Origin of the sequence: Pedobacter insulae (assembly GCF_900113525.1) — a bacterium.
GTDB lineage: Bacteria > Bacteroidota > Bacteroidia > Sphingobacteriales > Sphingobacteriaceae > Pedobacter > Pedobacter insulae.
On record NZ_FOPP01000004.1, the window covers coordinates 215,084 to 234,765 of the forward strand.

The 19,682-nt window shown below is 36.8% G+C and carries 16 protein-coding genes and 1 riboswitch; of the genes, 10 read left to right on the forward strand and 6 right to left on the reverse strand.

Features of this window, described 5'->3' with window-relative positions:
• Window positions 1-34 precede the first annotated feature (34 nt).
• From BM207_RS08320 to BM207_RS08330, 3 genes are all read left to right on the forward strand, one after another.
• Window positions 35-2,707, forward strand: a complete 2,673-nt coding sequence (locus BM207_RS08320) for a putative LPS assembly protein LptD (RefSeq protein ID WP_090993114.1) — start codon at window positions 35-37, stop codon at window positions 2,705-2,707.
• A gap of 9 nt (window positions 2,708-2,716) precedes the next feature.
• Window positions 2,717-3,961, forward strand: a complete 1,245-nt coding sequence (locus tag BM207_RS08325; RefSeq protein ID WP_090993115.1) for a competence/damage-inducible protein A — start codon at window positions 2,717-2,719, stop codon at window positions 3,959-3,961.
• Between the two features lie 89 nt (window positions 3,962-4,050).
• The gene (locus tag BM207_RS08330; RefSeq protein WP_090993116.1) at window positions 4,051-5,394 is read left to right on the forward strand and encodes a dihydrolipoamide acetyltransferase family protein; all 1,344 of its coding nucleotides are present in this window, start codon (window positions 4,051-4,053) and stop codon (window positions 5,392-5,394) included.
• A 98-nt stretch (window positions 5,395-5,492) separates the two neighbouring features.
• Here the strand turns inward: BM207_RS08330 and BM207_RS08335 are convergent, their stop codons facing one another.
• From BM207_RS08335 to BM207_RS08345, 3 genes are all read right to left on the reverse strand, one after another.
• Window positions 5,493-6,734 carry a homoserine dehydrogenase gene (locus BM207_RS08335; RefSeq protein ID WP_090993117.1) on the reverse strand — a complete coding sequence of 414 codons (1,242 nt, stop codon included), beginning with the start codon at window positions 6,732-6,734 and terminating at the stop codon, window positions 5,493-5,495.
• 15 nt (window positions 6,735-6,749) lie between these two features.
• Entirely contained in the window at window positions 6,750-7,808 is a 1,059-nt protein-coding gene (locus tag BM207_RS08340) for a homoserine O-acetyltransferase family protein (protein WP_090993118.1), read from the reverse strand.
• A 224-nt stretch (window positions 7,809-8,032) separates the two neighbouring features.
• Window positions 8,033-8,145: riboswitch (SAM riboswitch) on the reverse strand.
• A 133-nt stretch (window positions 8,146-8,278) separates the two neighbouring features.
• Window positions 8,279-9,400 carry a trans-sulfuration enzyme family protein gene (locus BM207_RS08345; protein WP_090993119.1) on the reverse strand — a complete coding sequence of 374 codons (1,122 nt, stop codon included), beginning with the start codon at window positions 9,398-9,400 and terminating at the stop codon, window positions 8,279-8,281.
• Between the two features lie 102 nt (window positions 9,401-9,502).
• Between BM207_RS08345 and BM207_RS08350 the strand changes: the two genes are divergently transcribed.
• From BM207_RS08350 to BM207_RS08365, 4 genes are all read left to right on the forward strand, one after another.
• The gene (locus BM207_RS08350; protein ID WP_090993120.1) at window positions 9,503-9,994 is read left to right on the forward strand and encodes a lipocalin family protein; all 492 of its coding nucleotides are present in this window, start codon (window positions 9,503-9,505) and stop codon (window positions 9,992-9,994) included.
• 115 nt (window positions 9,995-10,109) lie between these two features.
• Window positions 10,110-11,294, forward strand: a complete 1,185-nt coding sequence (mqnE, locus tag BM207_RS08355; RefSeq protein WP_090993121.1) for an aminofutalosine synthase MqnE — start codon at window positions 10,110-10,112, stop codon at window positions 11,292-11,294.
• A 9-nt stretch (window positions 11,295-11,303) separates the two neighbouring features.
• Complete coding sequence (locus tag BM207_RS08360) at window positions 11,304-11,936, forward strand: histidine phosphatase family protein (protein ID WP_090993122.1); 633 nt, start codon at window positions 11,304-11,306, stop codon at window positions 11,934-11,936.
• A gap of 13 nt (window positions 11,937-11,949) precedes the next feature.
• Window positions 11,950-12,675 (forward strand): menaquinone biosynthetic enzyme MqnA/MqnD family protein, encoded by a 726-nt coding sequence (locus BM207_RS08365; RefSeq protein WP_090993123.1) that lies wholly within the window; start codon window positions 11,950-11,952, stop codon window positions 12,673-12,675.
• Between the two features lie 9 nt (window positions 12,676-12,684).
• On the opposite strand, the gene BM207_RS08370 is transcribed toward BM207_RS08365, so the two are convergent.
• Both BM207_RS08370 and BM207_RS08375 read right to left on the reverse strand, forming a co-directional pair.
• Complete coding sequence (locus BM207_RS08370) at window positions 12,685-13,881, reverse strand: serine hydrolase domain-containing protein (protein WP_090993124.1); 1,197 nt, start codon at window positions 13,879-13,881, stop codon at window positions 12,685-12,687.
• 30 nt (window positions 13,882-13,911) lie between these two features.
• Window positions 13,912-16,275, reverse strand: a complete 2,364-nt coding sequence (locus BM207_RS08375; RefSeq protein WP_143095931.1) for a TonB-dependent receptor — start codon at window positions 16,273-16,275, stop codon at window positions 13,912-13,914.
• 199 nt (window positions 16,276-16,474) lie between these two features.
• Between BM207_RS08375 and BM207_RS08380 the strand changes: the two genes are divergently transcribed.
• Both BM207_RS08380 and BM207_RS08385 read left to right on the forward strand, forming a co-directional pair.
• Entirely contained in the window at window positions 16,475-17,587 is a 1,113-nt protein-coding gene (locus BM207_RS08380; RefSeq protein WP_090993126.1) for a sensor histidine kinase, read from the forward strand.
• Entirely contained in the window at window positions 17,559-18,266 is a 708-nt protein-coding gene (locus BM207_RS08385) for a LytR/AlgR family response regulator transcription factor (protein ID WP_090993127.1), read from the forward strand. Before BM207_RS08380 ends, BM207_RS08385 begins: the two co-directional genes overlap by 29 nt.
• A 22-nt stretch (window positions 18,267-18,288) precedes the next feature.
• Here BM207_RS08385 and BM207_RS08390 read toward each other — a convergent pair whose 3' ends face one another.
• A complete protein-coding gene (locus BM207_RS08390) occupies window positions 18,289-19,170 on the reverse strand; it encodes an NmrA family NAD(P)-binding protein (protein WP_090993128.1) in 882 nt (293 codons plus the stop codon).
• A gap of 81 nt (window positions 19,171-19,251) precedes the next feature.
• Here BM207_RS08390 and BM207_RS08395 point away from each other — a divergent pair, with 81 nt between their 5' ends.
• On the forward strand, window positions 19,252-19,608 hold the full coding sequence (locus BM207_RS08395) for a winged helix-turn-helix transcriptional regulator (RefSeq protein WP_090993129.1): 357 nt from the start codon (window positions 19,252-19,254) through the stop codon (window positions 19,606-19,608).
• Window positions 19,609-19,682: the final 74 nt, after the last annotated feature.

Below are 19,682 nucleotides of genomic sequence, written 5' to 3' on the forward strand. Positions count from 1 at the left end.
AACAATAATACAAAAATAACATTCACACACGAAATTGAAATTTTTTAAAGACATCATTTTTATATTGGTCATTGTTTTATTAACACTTGTTGGTAAAACGTTAAAAGCGGCCAATTATTTTTCTTTTCAGCAAACAACCCAAAAAACAGATACCACTCGTAAAGCTGGTAATAAAGAGGATGCGCCTGATAAAGTTCAATATGCTGCGGATGATTCAACGATCACCGACAAGAAAACAGGTATGGTTTACCTCTATGGTAACGCCAAAGTTTCATCGGATGGCTTTGAGCTCCAAGCGGATTATATTAGGTATGATTCAAAGAACGAGATTATTTTTGCGAGTGGAGTTAGGAATAAGAACGGGAAATATGCAGGCAGACCGATTTTTAAAAGTGGTTTAGAAGGGAATGCAATTGCCGATTCACTTTATTATGATAATGTAACTAAAACCGGCGTTATTCATGGAGTATATACTGCACAAGAAGGAGGGTTCTTCTCGGGAGGAAAAGCTAAAGTACAGCCTGATAATGAGGTGCATATAAAAGGGCAGGTGTTTAGTACGTGTAATTTACCACATCCACACTTTGGGATATTTATTACAAGGGGTATCGCAACTGAGAGGCAAATTATAACGGGGCCGGTTTATCTTAAAATTGAAGACATCCCGATGCCTTTAGGCCTACCATTTGGGTTTTTTCCCAAGCCCAATAAAAAGGCGTCAGGTTTTATTTTACCCACACCAAATCAAGATCAAACTCGGGGATTTTCCCTTAATGGAGGAGGATATTATAAAGCATTTAATGATTATTTTGATGGAAGGGTGCTGACAAACGTTTATACAAACGGGAGTTACGACCTCAGTTTGATGTCGCAATATCTAAAAAGATATAAATACAATGGGGGTGTTAATCTAAGTTATTCCAGTACAAGAAATGGATTGGAAGGCACTCCTGAATACAAGCCGCAAATCAACTTCAATATTTCTTGGCAACATGCTCAAAATGCGTTGGCCAGACCAGGTTCAACATTTAGCGCTTCTGTGAATGCAGGTACTTCTAGCTACTATACAACTACCGCAGCCAATGGAAGTTATGATATAGGTGCAATTGCGCAGAATACGATGAGTTCTAGTATTGCCTACGGTAAAGTTTTTGGCGACGGCCGATTTAATTTGACTGCTGCCTTAAGCCACTCGCAAGAAACACAGGCTAAAACAATAAGTTTAACATTACCTCAAGTAAGTTTAAACATGTCGACACTAAATCCGTTCGAATCAAAAAGTAACCTGGGTCCTAAAAGATGGTACGAAAAAATTGCAGTGGGATATAGCATGCAGGCCAGTAACACAGTGAATACAAAGGAAGATCTTTTATTTGACAAAGGAGGATTAAAGAGATTTAAAAATGGCGTAAGTCATTCCATACCGATAAATATGGCATTTAATCTGTTAAACTATTTTAATTTTAATGCAAATGCCAATTACAGCGAAAAATGGTACTTCCAAACGGTTAATCAACGAAAATTTTTGGGTGTCGACAGTGTGGCTTTAGATACGGTAAATGGCTTTAAAAGAGCAGGTGAATATAATATTGGCATGAGCATGTCGACAAAAATTTACGGGCGAAAGCAGTTTACTAATTTTGGTAATATAAAAGGTATCAGCCATGTGATAACTCCCAATTTCAGTTTCTCTTACAAGCCAGATTTTTCGGCAAAGAAATATGGTTATTATAAAGAACTTAAGTATTACGAGAACGATATCAGACCGGGACGTAGTCAATTAATTGATGGCAAACCAATACTAGATTATCGAGGTAAACCCCTTATGTACTCTATATTTGATGGCTCACAATTTGGTGGCCCATCTGCGGGCGAGCAGGCCAACTTGAGTTTTTCACTTGAAAATAATGTAGAGTTAAAGGTTAAGTCTAAAAAAGACACGACCAACGCCGGTGAAAAGAAAATTCCAATTATACAGGGTTTATCATTCTCCGGGACCTATAATTTTGTTGCTCCTGTAAAAAAACTTTCCCCGATAGGCTTTAGCGGGCGCTCACAGTTCACAGATAAACTGGGTTTCAATTTTAGTGGTACCTTTAGTCCTTACTTGGTGGAAAATATTCTTAATACCAATACGGGGATTTATCAACTTAACGAATCAGACAGCTATGTGTTTTCGGAAGGTAAACTCCCGAGATTAACCAACTTTAGTTTCTCGTTTGATTATAGTTTTAATCCAGAGGCATTAAAAAAGCGAAATCAAAATATGGATGCTTTAAAGAATCAACCAGCTAATCAAGGAAGAACTCCAGAACAGATTGCTGAGTTGGAGGCTATCAGTAGAGATCCAAATGCATTTGTAGATTTTAATGTGCCTTGGAATTTTGCGTTCTCCTATAGCTTTAATTATAGTAATGCGCTAAGCTCAAGAACGACTAAAAATATTTCAAATACATTAAATTTTAATGGTGACGTTAGCTTAACGCCAAAGTGGAAAATTCAATTCCAGTCTGGCTGGGATTTTAAAGCAAAAAATATTTCACATACTTCATTCTCTATTTACAGAGATTTACATTGCTGGAACTTAAATGCGAGCTGGATCCCTTTTGGTACTTATGCAAGTTATTCAGTTACCATCCAGGTGAAGGAAGCCATTTTACAAGATCTTAAATTAAGTAAGAGAAAAGGATATTATACGAAGTATTAATCAAATACTATGCTCGCAGAAATAATTACAATCGGAGACGAAATTCTTATTGGACAGATTGTAGACACCAATTCGGCCTGGATGGCTAAAGAGTTAAATAAAATCGGACTTGCGGTAAAGCAAATTACTTCAGTTTCAGATAATGCGGCACATATCGTGTCAACATTAAACGAAGCTCAAAAAAGAGCAGATATTATTTTAATAACGGGTGGCTTAGGTCCAACCAAAGATGATATTACCAAACTCACATTATCGAAGTACTTTAATATGCCATTGAGGCAAGATAAAGTTACTTTGGATCATATTACCTCCATCTTCGCAAGGTTAAATAGACCGATGATTGAATCAAATATTCGTCAAGCTGATGTGCCCGATGGTTGTACAGTTATACAAAATGCCAATGGAACAGCACCCTGTATGTGGTTTGAGCATCAAGGGAAAATTATTGTGTCGATGCCAGGCGTTCCTTTCGAAATGATGTATTTAATGGAGGAGGAGATTATTCCCCGTATAAAGACCGCCTTTAAATTGCCTGTAATTATCCATCAAACTATGTTAACTGCAGGACTTGGAGAATCATTTCTTGCCCAAGAGATTGCTGATATTGAAGATAGCATTCCGTCGCATATTAAGTTAGCTTATTTACCAAAACTAGGTCAGGTTAGGTTAAGGTTGTCTGCATCAGGGAGTGATGAAGAATTGTTGAAAAATGAAGTTAGCGCCATAACCGAACAAATTGTCGCCAGGATATCGAAATATGTGGTAGTAGCAGATGATCTTACACTGGAAAAAGCGATCCTGGATAAGATGAAAGCAATGGACTTAACTTTGTCTACTGCAGAAAGTTGCACCGGAGGATATATTTCTCATTTAATTACGCAACATGCAGGATCTTCGGCTGTATTTGCTGGCGGAGCGGTAGTGTATTCTTACGATCTTAAAGAATCCATTTTGGGAGTAAATCATAAGACGCTTAATGATTTTGGAGCAGTTAGCGAACAGACAGTAAGGGAAATGGTTCAAGGTGCCATTTTGCACTTTAAGACAGACTGTGCTATTGCGGTGAGTGGGATCGCTGGTCCGGATGGGGGAATGCCAGACAAACCCGTTGGTACCGTGTGGATTGCTGTTGCGCACAAACAGCAAGTAGTGGCTAAAGTATTCAACTTTGGTGGAAAGAGAGTTCAAAACATAGAGAGATCTGCCACAGCTGCATTTACGCTTTTGTTAAATTTATTAAAGCAAGATGTTTGATTTCTATGCAAGCATAGATTATTTTCCTAGATAAAATGCAGAAAAAATGTAATTTTGCGTCTAACTACCGGATATAACTTTAGAATAAAATGGCTCAATACGAATTATTGTTACCAAAAATGGGAGAAAGTGTTGCAGAAGCAACCATCATTAAATGGAATAAGCAACTTGGAGATATGATCCAATTGGATGATACCGTGTTGGAAATTGCGACAGACAAAGTAGATTCTGAAGTCCCGTCGCCAGTGGCAGGGAAATTGGTAAAGCAATTGTTTGCCATTGATGATGTGGTACAGGTAGGCGAGGTAATCGCAATTATTGAAACAGAATCTTCTGTTGAAAGCCCGGTAATAGTAGGTGATAGTGCCCAGTTGGTAGCAGATAGTGTTCAGTTAGTAGTTGATAGTTCACAGGTGCCTGGAACTGATTTATTAACAAATCAGGTTGATGAGATACCAGACTTTAAAAGTTCCGACCGTTTTTATTCGCCATTGGTTAAGAGCATAGCCACCCAAGAAAATATTTCTCTTGATGAACTCGATCAAATTAAAGGGACAGGGTCGGAGGGACGTGTAACAAAAGATGATCTGTTAAATTATATTCAAAGTAAAAATGGCGGCCAGCCTGAGAAAGTAGCGACTGTAGTAATGGAAACACCTTTGCCAAAGGAAGAGCCATCCAGACCAACACCGAACACTGAACAACGGACAACTTCTGTGAGCGGTGGCGATGAAATTATTGAGATGGACAGAATGCGTAAATTGATTGCCGATCATATGGTGATGAGCAAGCATACCTCACCCCATGTAACTTCCTTTGTTGAAGCTGATGTAACAAATCTGGTTAAATGGCGTGATAAAGTAAAAGCTAGTTTCGAAAAACGTGAAAATGAAAAAATTACTTTTACACCAATTTTTATCGAGGCGGTAAGTAAAGCAATAAAAGATTTCCCAATGATTAATATTACCGTAAATGGGACACAAATTATTAAGAAAAAAGATATCAATATAGGTATGGCAGCAGCTTTACCAAGTGGAAATTTAATTGTACCTGTCATTAAGAATGCAGATCAACTAAATTTGGTAGGATTAACTAAAGCGGTGAATGACTTAGCGAGTCGTTCTCGCATCTCGAAGCTAAAGCCCGATGAAACTCAAAACGGTACATTTACGCTAACCAATGTTGGTTCTTTTGGCAATGTTATGGGTACCCCAATAATCAATCAGCCACAGGTTGCGATTTTGGCAGTTGGCGCCATAAAGAAAAAGCCTGCGGTATTAGAAACGGAATTTGGGGATGTAATTGCTATTCGGCATATGATGTTTTTATCGCTGTCCTATGATCACCGTGTAGTTGACGGAGCATTAGGTGGTTCCTTTGTACGCCGGGTGGCGGATTATCTCGAGGAATGGGACCTGAATAGAGAGCTATAAGTTTACTGTTAATAATCCGACCTCAGTGGTGTTAAAAAGCAAAAGCTCCGAATCGAAATCCAGAGCTTTTTGCAAGTAAAACAAAAAAAAATAATTAATTAATTTAACAATACACCTTCCTCGGCAATCGACTTTATCATATCCTCACTGTAATTTAGTTTCCCGGTTTGCGCGATAAATACATCTTTTTGAATTAATAAGTCCTTATTGGCGATAAGATTTTTTAAGCTAACGCTTCCGATTACGTATTTGTAGTCGTTTCGAGAAAAGCGTTCCACAATATTTTCAACTTGTAGCTTATCAACGGTATATTCATGTATATAACGTAGATAAACTTCAATGTTTACTTTGTCAGTGTGAATAAGACCGTTTTGTTGGTTATATTTTTTGTACTCATAACGGTAATCGTAGCGTAATGCTGCGATGTCTGATAATACTGCTGCACCTGTTGGGTGACCTCCGGCTCCTTTGCCAAAGAAGAATTGTTTGTCGGCAAATGCTGCTTGAACGGTCACGCCGTTATATTCGTTTTCAACATTGTATAAGAAGTCGTCGGCTTTTACAAACTTTGGTAATACAAAGGTAACCACCTGTTTGGTGCTAATTTTACGGGCAGTAGGGACTAATTTAATTTTATAATTCTTTTCTTTAGCGTATTGGATGTCATTGTCTGATAGATTTTGAATACCAACATTTAAGATGTGGTCGGGATTGATAAAGAGACCATAAGCATGTGCCGTTGCAATGGTAAGTTTAAATTTAGGATCATAACCTCCAACGTCTAGGATAGGGTCTGTTTCAGCAAAGCCTAAATCCTGCGCTTGCTTTAAAGCAGTTTGATAAGCAAGTCCTTCATTAAATATCTTCGATAAAATGTAGTTTGAAGATCCATTAAAAATACCGCTTATGCCGTGTAGTAATTCATTATCATAATATTCTTCCAAATTACGAATGATAGGGATACTACCACATACAGCGCCTTCGTATAACAGGGAAGTGCCATGCTCGGCCTGTAATTTCACCAACTCCTGTAAATGTGTAGCGATCATTTTTTTATTGGCCGATACTACATTTTTCCCATTACTGAGCGCTTTTTTTACAATCTTAAATGCAGCATCTGCATCATCGATTAATTCCACAATGGTATTGATTTCAGGATTATCTAAAATTTCATCATGAGAAGTCGTAAATAACGACGCTGGTAAAGTACGTTCCTTATCAGGATTTTTAATGGCTATTTTAACTACTTCCAAATTTAAACTCTGACTGCGAATAATATCATTCAGCCCCTGACCAACCACACCAAATCCAAATAACCCGATCTTAAGTTTCTTACTCATTTTTTATTTTTAAAATTATGCTGTTCTATTTAGTTTTATTATTTTCTCGCTTGGACTTTCCTTTAAAAAATTTCCAATAATATTAGTTAAGCGATCCGTTTCAATTAGGAATCCATCATGTCCATATGCTGAGCTAATGCTGCTAAGTTGCGCACCTTTAATATGTGTTGCTAAAAATTTTTGTTCACTGAGAGGGAATAACACGTCATTTTCTATACCTATAACCAAGGTGTTCGATTTTACATTGTTCAATGCATCTGTAACACTTTTCCTACCTCTGCCCACATTGTGGCTATCCATTGCCTTGGTTAAATACCAGTAGCTATAAGCATTAAAACGTTTACATAACTTCTCTCCCTGATAATTCTGGTAAGATGCTGCCCGATAACCGGTTGTTTTTTCATTAACACTTTCCAGTTGTGTAGCTGCGTAAGCTTCGTAAGTGCGATAGGACAATAGTGCAATACTCCTGGCTGCCTTTAACCCTTTTAATCCTCCATCTGGTTGGTTTGCATAAAAAGTACGATCAGTACTGATGGCTAAACGCTGACTTTCGTTGAAGGCAATTCCCCAAGGTGAGTGAACCGCATTGGTAGCAACCAATATTAAATTTTCAATTTCATTAGTGCCAGCTAGCGACCATTCCAATGCCTGTTGTCCTCCCAATGAGCCGCCAATCAACACCTTAATCTTGTTTATGCCTAAATGCTTGGTTAACAAGTGATGAGCTGCAGCCAGATCTCTGATCGTGAATTCCGGGAACGAAAGGTAATATGGCAAACCGGTTACGGGGTTCTTGCTTAATGGATTGGAACTGCCATAATTGGAGCCAATTATATTAGCACAAATGATAAAATGTTCCTCCGGGTTAAATAATGCATTATTCCCGAATAATCCTTTCCACCAATCTAGTACATCCGAATTTGCGGTTAAAGCATGGCAGGCCCAAATTACATTGTCTTTAGCAGCATTTAATTTGCCAAATGTTTGATAGGTAATTTCCAGATTACGTAATTTTTTTCCGTTTTCGAGTTTGAAGATTTTAGGGTGCTTATATATTGAAGTAGTGCTCATTTATTAAAGTTGTAAGTGTGAATGATGGGCATAATCATCTTAAAAGAAGAGGCTTAACCGATGCTTTCCTAGTTTAAAGAAAATAAAATGGAAGATTATTGGTTAGCACATGCTAAAGCATATACTTTTACTATACGACATATTTATCGTAAAAAAAACCAGTTTTGAGTTCAGACCCAAGTTCTCGCGAAGCGAAATTGAATTGAAAGTTTTCATATTCTTTAAATTTATATTTCCAAATAACACCATGTTACCCGGTCAGGAATTGGCACCTTCTCCGTTTGGGAGGGTTGCCAGTGGGTCAAAGAGCCTGTCTCTAGCCACTTCTTTATAAATCAAACCAATAAAGGAATTGACTTTATATATTTAGCCTTCGCCAAATAATATTTCAAAGGTAGGAATATAATATTTCATTTACAAAATTATATTCTGATATTTAATCAACTTACTGAAAGTGAATACGATTTTTATTAAATTTGTGCTAATGCCTGGTTTAAATCTTCTTTGATATCATCTACATGCTCGAGTCCAACTGAAATTCGAATTAAATTCTGTGGAGTTTTAGTGTCGGGCCCTTCTACAGAAGCTCTATGCTCTATTAAGCTTTCTACACCCCCTAAGCTAGTTGCCTGGGAAAATAGTTGTACTGAATTTACTACTTTTCGTGCGCTTTCCGCACCTCCCGTGACTAGAATGGAAAGCATTCCGCCGAAATTTTTCATTTGCTTTTTCGCAATCTCATGTTGAGGGTGACTTATTAACCCAGGATAGTATACAAATTCCACTTTTGGATGAGCGGCTAGATACTTCGCCAATTCCATTGCATTTTCGCAGTGACCTTTTATGCGATAGGCTAGTGTTTTAATACTTCTAAGTAGTAAGTAGCAATCAAACGGCGACTGTACTGCACCGCCAATTTGTTGTATATTTCTAATTTTTTCCCAGAATGGATTAACGGTTGCGGTCGTTAAAGAACCTCCTAAGACATCGCTATGGCCACCTATATATTTGGTAGTAGAGTGCATAACAATATCAGCACCTAATGTTAATGGATTTTGCAACATCGGTGAGGCAAATGTACTATCACAGGCAAGAATTAAATGATGCTGTTTGCATATTTTTCCAATTGCCTCTATATCACTTATTTTTAATAATGGATTGGAAGGCGTTTCCACCCAGATCATTTTTGTTTCAGGTTTTACATAGCTGTCTATATTTTCAATTGCTGTTAAATCTATAAAATCGAAGCTAAGTGTAGTACTGAACATACTTTGCAGCTGTTTTTTGAAACCCCAATACATATCATCAGGCGCAATAATATGGCTGCCGGGATCTAAAGCTTGGAAGACAGCCATTCCAGCCGTATTCCCGGAGGAGAATGTGCAGGTTTCAGCACCAAATTCCAATGCAGTAATCACACTTTCTAAAGCTGATCGATTTGGATTGCTCACTCTACTATACATATGGCCCCCAGGATAACCTCCATCTTCAGCGCGATAAAATGTGGTGGATAAACTAATGGGCATGCTTACATCGCCAGTAGCTGCTTCGGTGTGGTTGAGTGCGTGAATAGCTTTAGTTTCAGGTTTCATATAGATCGAATTATCAAAGCAAATTTACTCGATAAAAGGACAATTGAATTATTTTTGGCAAGATTTATGTAATCATCTACAAAATTAAATAATTATAAGATCATGAAAAGAATATTCCTAATCGCCAGCCTAGCTCTTGGCTTACTCATCACTTTAGATAGCTGCTCTCCAAAAACAACTTCTGGAACCGTTGCAGTGAAACGGGGAGACGTTAGTGGAAATTGGATTTTATCGAATGTCTCTTTCGAAAATATCCCAGAAATTGCAGTGAAGTCATTTTTAGGAGAGAATTCATACGCATGTTTTATTGGTAGTACTTGGAGTTTAACAAACAGTGGTAATGGTAAATATGAATTACCGGCAAATTCTACTTGTGGAGCTAAGACTCAGAATATTTTTTGGTCTGTGAGCACCGCAGATGAAACTTTTCAGTTTAAGAAAGTAAATGAAGGTGAAAAACCAAAAAATATAACCGACGGATATCGTTTAATGCTTAGCTCTGCAGATGATAATAACATGGTTATTAAATCACCAATTGAATACGGGAGTGGTTCAGCTTACGTAGTACTCAACTTTACCAAAGCAGTAAGGTAATATAAAATAGGTCATTCGAAGGTTTCTCCTATCGAATGACCTATTAAAATTACAACAAAATGATGTTCAGTAACAGCAATATTGTACTTTTGCTAATCATTAAGGAAAATCATACGTGCAATCATTAGCTATTCTTTTAAATAACCCGAATCTACCGAAGCCATTATTAACCATAGCCCAGAAAGTTAAGGATAATGAACGAATTTCCCTGGAGGAAGGTGTCTACTTATATGAACATGCGGAACTTGGATATTTAGGCGTTTTGGCTAACTATATCCGAGAAAAGAAGCATGGAGATCTTACTTATTTTAATAGAAACTTTCATTTAGAGCCGACTAACCTCTGTGTTTACGACTGTAAATTCTGTTCCTATTCCAGGCTAATTAAACAGAAAGAAGAGGGTTGGGCCTTAACAATGGAAGAAATGTTAGCCATTGTGAAAAAATATGACCATGAGCCGGTTACAGAAGTGCATATTGTAGGGGGCGTTTTACCACAGTACGACGTTGAGTTTTATAGTACATTATTTACGGCAATTAAACAGCATCGTCCCGCACTGCATGTTAAAGCACTAACACCGGTAGAATATCATTATATATTTAAGAAGGCAAAAATAGATTATGCAACTGGAATGAGCCTCATGAAGAAAGCAGGCTTAGAATCAATTCCAGGGGGCGGAGCAGAAATATTTGCCGAGGAAATTAGGGAGCAGATTGCAAAAGATAAATGTACCGCCGACCAATGGCTTGCTATTCATGAAGAATGGCATAAATTAGGGATGCGCTCAAATGCAACGATGTTATACGGCCACATAGAAAGCTTCGAACATCGCATTGATCATTTGGATCGCTTGCGTATGTTGCAAGATAAAACTGGTGGTTTCCAGACATTTATTCCTTTAAAGTTTAGAAATCAGCATAACCAAATGAGTCACATAGCGGAAGTTTCTGTTATTGAGGATCTAAGGAATTATGCAATTAGCCGTATTTACCTAGATAATTTTGATCATATTAAGGCTTACTGGGCTATGATTAGCAGGGAAACGGCTCAAATGTCTTTAAATTTTGGTGTAGATGATATTGACGGAACTCTCGATGATACCACTAAAATTTATTCGATGGCGGGTGCAGAGGAACAGAACCCGGCAATGAGCACCCAAGAATTAGTTAATTTGATTAAGCAGGTTGGTCGTAAGCCGATTGAAAGAGATACGCTATATCATGTTGTAACCGATTATACGGACGTTGTTTTTGAAAATGAAGTTAAACCACAATATTATAAATTACCCGTTATCAATTAGGAGGATTATATGGTAGAACTTTATATCATCCGCCACGGCGAAACTGAATTAAATAGATTGGGGATTGTACAAGGTAGGGGTGTGAATACAGATTTAAATAACACAGGCCGAGAACAGGCAGATGCTTTTTTCGCACACTATCGGCATATTCCATTCGATTATATTTATACCTCAAAACTTAAACGAACCCATCAAACTGTTCAGAAATTTATTGATTTAGCTATCCCGTGGGAACAGTTAGAAGGTTTAGATGAATTAGCATGGGGAGATTGGGAGGGTAAGCCTAATACAGAAGAAGCAAGGCACGCTTTTAAGGAAATTGTTGAGAAATGGCAGGGCGGCAATTATGAAGCGAAGTTTGAAGGTGGTGAAAGTCCGAATGAAGTGCTTTTCCGTCTCACAAAAGCAGTTGACCTCATCAAAGAAAATGTGACTGCAGGCCGTATTTTGGTCTGTATGCATGGGAGAGCAATGCGCCTGTTGTTGTGTTACCTGCTCAATAAGCCATTGTCTGAAATGGCCGATTTTCCTCACCAAAATACAACACTTTACAGATTAAGTTATGTTGGGAACAAATTTGAGGTGATAGATTTTAACAATACCGAGCACCTGGATCATTATTTGCCAACTGCTAAGCGTTAAAAAAATAAATATATTGAATAAGATCAAAATTTCGGCTGTTGTTTATACCAATACCAAACCCTTTATTTACGGAATTCAAAAATCTGAGGTATCAAATCAGATTTCATTAGCTTTAGATATTCCTGCAGATTGTGCTTTAAAATTAATTAATGATCAGGTAGATATAGGGTTAGTTCCAGTTGCGGTCATTCCTTTTGTTCAGGGTGCGAAGATTGTTGGTGATTATTGTATTGGATCTGTTGGTGCCGTTAATTCAGTGTTTATTTTATCCAATGTTCCTGCTGCCGAAATTAAAACGGTAAAACTTGACCCCGAATCACGTACATCTAATAAACTGGCAGAAGTTTTATTAAAGTTCCACTTTAAAGTGCCTGTTGAATTTAAAGTGAACCAAGATGAAGACTGTGATGCCATTGTTTTAATTGGCGACCGAACTTTTGCGCGTAAAAGCGAGTTTAAGTATGCATATGATATGGGAGAGGAATGGATGAAATTTACCGGTTTACCATTTGTTTATGCAGCTTGGGTGGCGAATAAAAGTATTCCAACGCCATTTATAGACGATTTTAACGCTGCACTAAAATTGGGCTTAGCACAGCGTCAGGCTTTGTTAAAGGAACTTCCTTCGGTTCCTGGTTTTGATTTAGAAGACTATTTGATGAATAAGCTAGACTTCGACCTAACCTCAGCTAAGCGAAAGGCCTTGAATTTATTCCTGGAATATTTAAAGGAACTTTAAGTTAGCAGCTTACTTAGAATTTTTTAGCATGTTACCGTAATTATAAAGGTCATCATAAATATCAAAGAATAGGCCTTCTTCGTTTTCGTTTAACGAAGTATTGGAAAAGAATATTACGGCAACTTCCTTGGTCAAGTCGGCCAGCATAAAAGTACGCACTCCAGGATCTGAACCGTTATGACCAATGCGGGTGCCACCCATTTTTGTTGCCCAGAAGATTCCGGAATTCAGTCCGTTTAACTTTACGTTTTCCGGCTTATTTTGTTCGGTAAATTGGAATCGAGTTAGTTCACGCGCACTTTTTTCATTTAGTAAGCTAACTTTCTGATATTTTCCATCATTTAATAGGCAGCTAAAGAAATTTGATAGTTCAGCTACTGAGGTGCGCATACCTCCATCTGGATAAGTTGTACTCTCATATAAAGGTATAGGTTCAACCTTGTCGCCTTGCTTACTATAAAGTTTGGTGTGTTTATTAATATCTATATCCGACAATGACCAGCCAGAATTATACATCTTTAATGGTTTGAATATATGTTTTTTAGCATATTCGCTAAGTTTTTCTCCTGTTCTCAATTCTACGATATAACCAGCTAATCCTGCCCCCACATTACTATATGCTCTATAAGTGCCAGGTTTTGATTGTAAGAAATTATCTTTTGAATAATATTTCCCTTCGGGCAAAAAATAATTACTTATAAATGAACCAAGATCTTCTGGTTTTTCCCCTCCATAAAATTGGGTGCTATCGCCATAAAAAGGATGGCGGTCTACGAGCCCAGAAGTATGTGTGGCTAAATGTCTTAATGTTATTTTCTCATCCGGAAAGTTTGGATTAACCACTTTAAAGGGTAAATAGGTGTTAATGTCTTCATCCAAAGAAACTTTCTTGTCTTCAACAGCTTGCATCAAACAAACGCCGGTAAATGTTTTTGTGATTGAAGCAATATTCATGATAGTCTTTGGCGTAAACGGCGTTCTTTTTTCTCTGTCCGCATACCCGAATCCCTTTATCCACGCTAATTTATTGTTAACGATGATGGCCGCACTCATACCTACTATTCCTGTTTTGGACATTTTCGCTTCAATCAATGAATCGATTGAGCTTCTTGTATGCTCATTTGCAGATTTAAAACCTTGACTTTGCGCCTTTTTATAAGGTGCTAATAAAGCTATGACTAATATAAAAGTAATGGGATTTTTCATGTTTTTAATTTTGTTAAAGGTTTAATAATACTATTCTGGTAAGCGATCTTTTTCCCCCTTTTTTCTGTTAAACCGGTAAACTGCTGTGACATTTAAAATGGGTCCTATGCCATTATACCTAGATTGTAATTCATAAGTGGGTGCATTAAGTATTTGCCGGTCAATTAAAGAGTTGAAAATATTGTTTGCAGTGGCGCTGATGGTCATCTTTTCCTGTAAGATGTCTTTGCTTATCGCCAGGTTAACCCGGTATTGGGCTTTGTTGATGGATTGGATGTCTTTAAACTTAGCCCGGTAACTAACTAATGATTCTATAGCTAAATTTTTTGGTAACTTAATCCTGCTGTTTAACTGGGTAGTCCACATTTTGTCATCTACGCCGTATTCCTTGCCTTCAAATGCACCTTGTTGTTTAAACCTATAATAGTTTAAGTTCCAAGATAATCGCCACCAAGAAGTTGGATTGTAAGTACTTGATATTTCCAAGCCATATCGTTCCTCATTATTTAGATTGATTGGAGTTCGTAAAAAGTTACCCTCAGCGGTTTGCTTAAGTACATACTGAAAATAGTTATTTGTACGTGCAAAATAGAAATTAGGGGTAATAGTAAATTTATTCCATCTTTTTAATAGCGCTAGTTCAAAAGAATTAGTATAGGTAGGGTCTAGGTCTGGATTGCCGACAGTGAGATTACGGATGTCAGAAAGTCCCCCAAAGGGATTAAGTTGCCAAAATTCGGGTCTGTTAATTCTTCTACTATAACTTAGTTGTAAGTCTGTATTTTTTTGAAGATTATACACGAGATGCGCAGTTGGAAATATGTTTATATACTCTTTTTTCTCATTAAAAGTTCCAACCCTATCAGAAATGCCAATAAAAGACATTTCTGCTCTAAGTCCTAATAGGTAGTTTAATTTTTTTATTTTGTTTCCAAATTGCACATAGGCGCTAAATAAGTTCTCGTCGTAGTTTAATTTGTTGTTATATTGAGGAAGTAAGATATCATTAGATTTGGCCCAATAATCGCTTCTTATTGCGCGAAGGTCACTTCTAAGCCCTGTTTCAAAATTCCCAAATATGCCTAAAGTTGTTTTCAGATCACTTTGGATAAAAATATCATTGCTACGCTCAATGTTTTTGGTAGTTAAATTGCTGCTTGAAATTGAACTCGGAAAAGTTTGCTGCTGATTGATATGCTGATTTTCATCATCATTCCAAAAATCGTATTGTAAGCTAGTAGTCCACTTGTGATCTTTGTTATCGAAGGTTTTAACGTGATATAGTTCCAGTTGATTGTATTTTTTTGGCTCTCTATAATGCTCGTGCCTGTAAATACTGCTATCGCGCGTATTGTTATTACCGAAATAATTATAGTTATAATCAATATCATTATCTATGATCAGCGTACTATGAAAAAAACTTCCCGTTAAAGTGTTCTTTGGATTGATATAATAATCTCCCCCCAGATAAAAATCATAAGAATCATCTCGCCTTTTTGTGAAATTGTCTTGAAACAAGGTCTTTTTTACAACGTTTCCTATGGTAGTTTGAATACGGTTTTCCGTTAAATATAGATTCCTAATCCGTAAACCTAAATTGGTAAATAAATTAATTTTTTCTGTTTTGAAACTAATGTTTGCATTCCCATTGTATATCGCGGGCGAGCCGGCACCAGCTTGTAGGGAACCGTTTAAACCTGATAAACTGTTCTTTTTTAATACAATATTAATTATGCCAGCCCCGCCTTGGGCCTCGTATCTGGCTGATGGATTGGTAATGACTTCAACTTTTTCAATACTACTTGCTGGTAGTTGCGCTAAACCATTGTTCATTGACATCATGGAGGGTTTACCATTTATTAATATGCGAACTGCATTATTCCCCCGCAAACTGATTACCCCGTTGGCGTCAACATTTACAGAGGGGACATTGTTTAGAATGTCGCCGGCATTTCCACCTTTCGACATTAGATCCTTACCTACATTGAATACTTTTTTATCTAAATTTAGTTCTAAACTTGATTTTTCACCGAGTACGTTAACAGATTGCAAGAGTTTAACGTCTTCGTTTAGCAATATATCCCCTAAATCTAAATCACTATCAATTTTCTTATTTTCAAGTAAAAAGGGTACAAATGAAATGAATTCAAATTTTAGTTGATATTTTCCAGGGACTATTTTTATCAAAAACTCTCCATTTTCGTTAGCCGCAAAACTTTTGATGTTTTTTTGATCCTCGGCCAATTGTAAGGTTACACTGGCATTTGCAATAGGCTGCTTAGTACTGGCTTCCAGGATTTTTCCCTTAATTGTTACGTTTTTGACTTCCTGTGCAATGCATTGGAAGGTGCAGAGCATTAGCAGGCTAGTTACTACGTTTCTTTTAATATTCATTTTCGTATTTTTAACCGAAGATGCTCTCCTGGGCAATGCGAAAAATGAATAGCCGCTTGATAATTGCAAAACACTGCTGTATGATCTTGATTAGCAGGCAAATCTCATTAGTGAGTATTTCTGCTGTATTCAGCAGTTTTTTTGTGGTATTCGTCGACATTTACAATGAGTAATTCAAACGAATGTTATCTTTGAAAAGATGTCGATCTTTAATAAAATAATACGCTTTAGTTCCATTTATCGGTTTTCTAGCCATTTGTTGTTCTGGTTAGTGGTGTTTATTGTTCCCCAGTGGGAAGCAGGAACTAGTTTCAGGAATATGTTAATAGAGAACATGTTCTATGTGTTTTTTTATATGATGGCCTCGTATTTTGTTGCCTATTTTATTATTCCCATGTTATTGAAAGGGGAGAATTATTTTTTAGCTACAGTTTATTTCATAGTCGGCGCTTATATAATTAGTGCCATTTTACGGATTACGGTGGTGTATGTACTGGAGCCTATTGTGAGAAACCCACCGTTTGATCAAGAACCCATATTACAAATTTTAACGGATATGCATACCCTGATTAACGTGTATTTTCTGCAGAATTTTTCCCTGGCCTGGATCTTTGGTTTTATCAAATTAATGAAAGATCAATATGCTATCAAGCAACGTACGCTTTTGTTAGAAAAGGAAAAAACAGAGGCAGAATTGAATATTTTGAAAGCACAGCTTAATCCTCATTTCTTATTCAATACACTTAATAATATTTATTCATTATCTTTAGTTAATTCTCCAGTAACTTCAAAATCTATTGCTGGGCTTTCACAAATTTTAGATCACGTACTTTATCGTTGCAATAGTACCTATGTTTCCATATCATCAGAAATTAATTTACTTATTAATTATATCGACCTCGAGAAGTTGAGATATAGTGATCGTCTAGTTGTTAATTTCCATCACAACATTGAGGAAGAATCAGAAATTGCTCCATTAATTTTACTATCCATTGTGGAAAATGCATTTAAACACGGCGCTGGGGAAGACATAGGCAGGCCAGTAATCGATATCGATCTTAGGTTAGAGGGTACTAAATTTTATTTCAAAGTAACAAATACGTTTATTTTTAGGGAAGAAATTGAGCAATATGATAAAATAGGCCTGACCAACATTCGTAAACAATTAGAGATAATTTATCCAGGAAACCATGAGCTCATTACCTCCATTAAGGAAGGGACCTTTGTAACTTTATTAACTATAACCTTGGATAACCAAGAAACCACAAAAGCCAAATCTATTGATGAAAGTAAAATGTCTTTTAGTAGATGATGAACCATTAGCCATCGAGCTAATTAAGAACCATTTAGAACAGTTAGCTCTTTTCGAAGTGGTAGGTAGTTGCAGTAATGCTGTAAAAGCATTGGAAGTGCTGAGGATTGCACAGGTGGATTTAATATTTCTAGATATTAAAATGCCTCAACTTACGGGGATTGATTTTTTAAAAACCTTAAAAAATCCACCTTCCGTAATTATAACAACAGCGTACAGAGAGTTTGCATTAGATGGTTATGATCTGGATATCGTAGATTATCTTTTAAAACCGATTACTTTTGATCGATTTTTCAAAGCAATAGACAGGTACCTCAGAACGGTACAAAGTCTGGAAAATCCCGGAATCCCGACTAGCATAAATCAATTTATCTATATAAAAAGTGGCGTGAAGTTTCATAAAGTGTATGCGGAAGATATTTTATACATTGAGAGCCTAAGAGATTACGTAATTATCCATTGTATTCAACAGCAAATCAATGCCAAATACAAAATTAGTGATATAGAGAAAGAGTTAATACCTTTTAATTTCCTTCGTATTCATAGGTCATTTATCGTTAATCCAAGAAAAATAAGTGCATTCACAACGAATGACATTGAAATAGGAAATAAAGAAATCCCGATCGGTACAAACTATAAATTACAAGTGCTCAGTGTGTTGAAAAACAAACACACTTAAACACCTATTTTAAAAAAAAAAGCTATTCCGCAAACCTTGTTGCGAACTCTTTCGCAAACTCGATTAATTTTGTAGCACCAGCTTTTGGTTTATGAAGATTAAAATCATCGCTCAATAGTCCTTTACCCATGGCGATGCCCATTTCTACATAGTTTTTGGCAACCGGTTCTGGTAAGCCTGCCTGTAGCATTCCCGCAAATAACTCCTCATTAGTAAATTGTATCCAGGCTAAGTTGGGATTATTGATTGCTTTTCCTAAAATTGAGGCTACTGCTGCTGCTGTTTGTTTTTCACTATAAACATATTCGAAACTTTTTCCTTCGAAACCGAATTCGATTTGATTGGTAATTTCCGTAGCAATATCAATTGGATGTACGAGTATCATTTCAGTTTCGTCACTGTAATTTGAGCCAGTAAACCCTACGTTCTTAATTAAGGGGATATCGTTGTAAAAGTTGGTATAAAAGAAGCCCGCTCTCAAATGCTTGACGTTAACGTTATCTAACCTATTTAAAATCTGTTCTACATCATGCAATCCTTTAATCGGGCCTGTTTCTTCTGGTAAATGTGCGCCTATGCTACTCAAATTAATGATGTTTTTAACACCAGCCAATTTGATAGCTTTAGCATAGCTTTCACCTACATTTACCATATACGCTCTTTGATCTGCTGTTCCAAAATTATTAGGGGTCATCGTGTAAACTAGATCTGCTTGTTTGAATGCTGCTGTTAGAAAAGCAATATCCTCTACTGATCCTATAGCAGGGATAGCCCCTAACGCTTTTATGTTACTTGCGGTGGCTTCATTGCTACTCACTACTGTGACAGCATAACCTGCATTCACTAATTTCTGCGCCAGTGGCTTACTAATATTTCCTAATGATCCGGTGATTGTAATATTCATATTTTTTTATTTTAAATGTTGTTTGGACAAAGGTATATTTGTACTTACTTTTATACAAGTACTTACCCTAAAGTATGTATTATGACCAAGATTAAAGAAAACTCTACGCGTAATGAAAATAAGCAATTAACTGCTGGATGGTGCCCTGTAAGCTACGTAATGAATAAATTGGGCGGTTATTGGAAGCCGATTATACTTTTCCAGTTAATTGAAGGCCCTAAGCGATATAGCGAATTACGGAAGGCTATTCCAACAATAACCGAGAAGATGCTTATACAGCATTTAAAACAATTGCAAGAGGATAACTTAGTGCTTAGAACGGCGACAGCTGTAGTCCCGCCACATGTAACCTATAAACTTACCCAAGCGGGAATAAATTTAACACCTGTAATGGAGGCCATGGCTAATTGGGCTATAAATAATAGAGAAAATAACTAGGCACCTATCCTAAAGCTCTCCACAATATTTTAATTTCTCCACAAAAACTTTATCACTAACAGGCAACGTTGTAT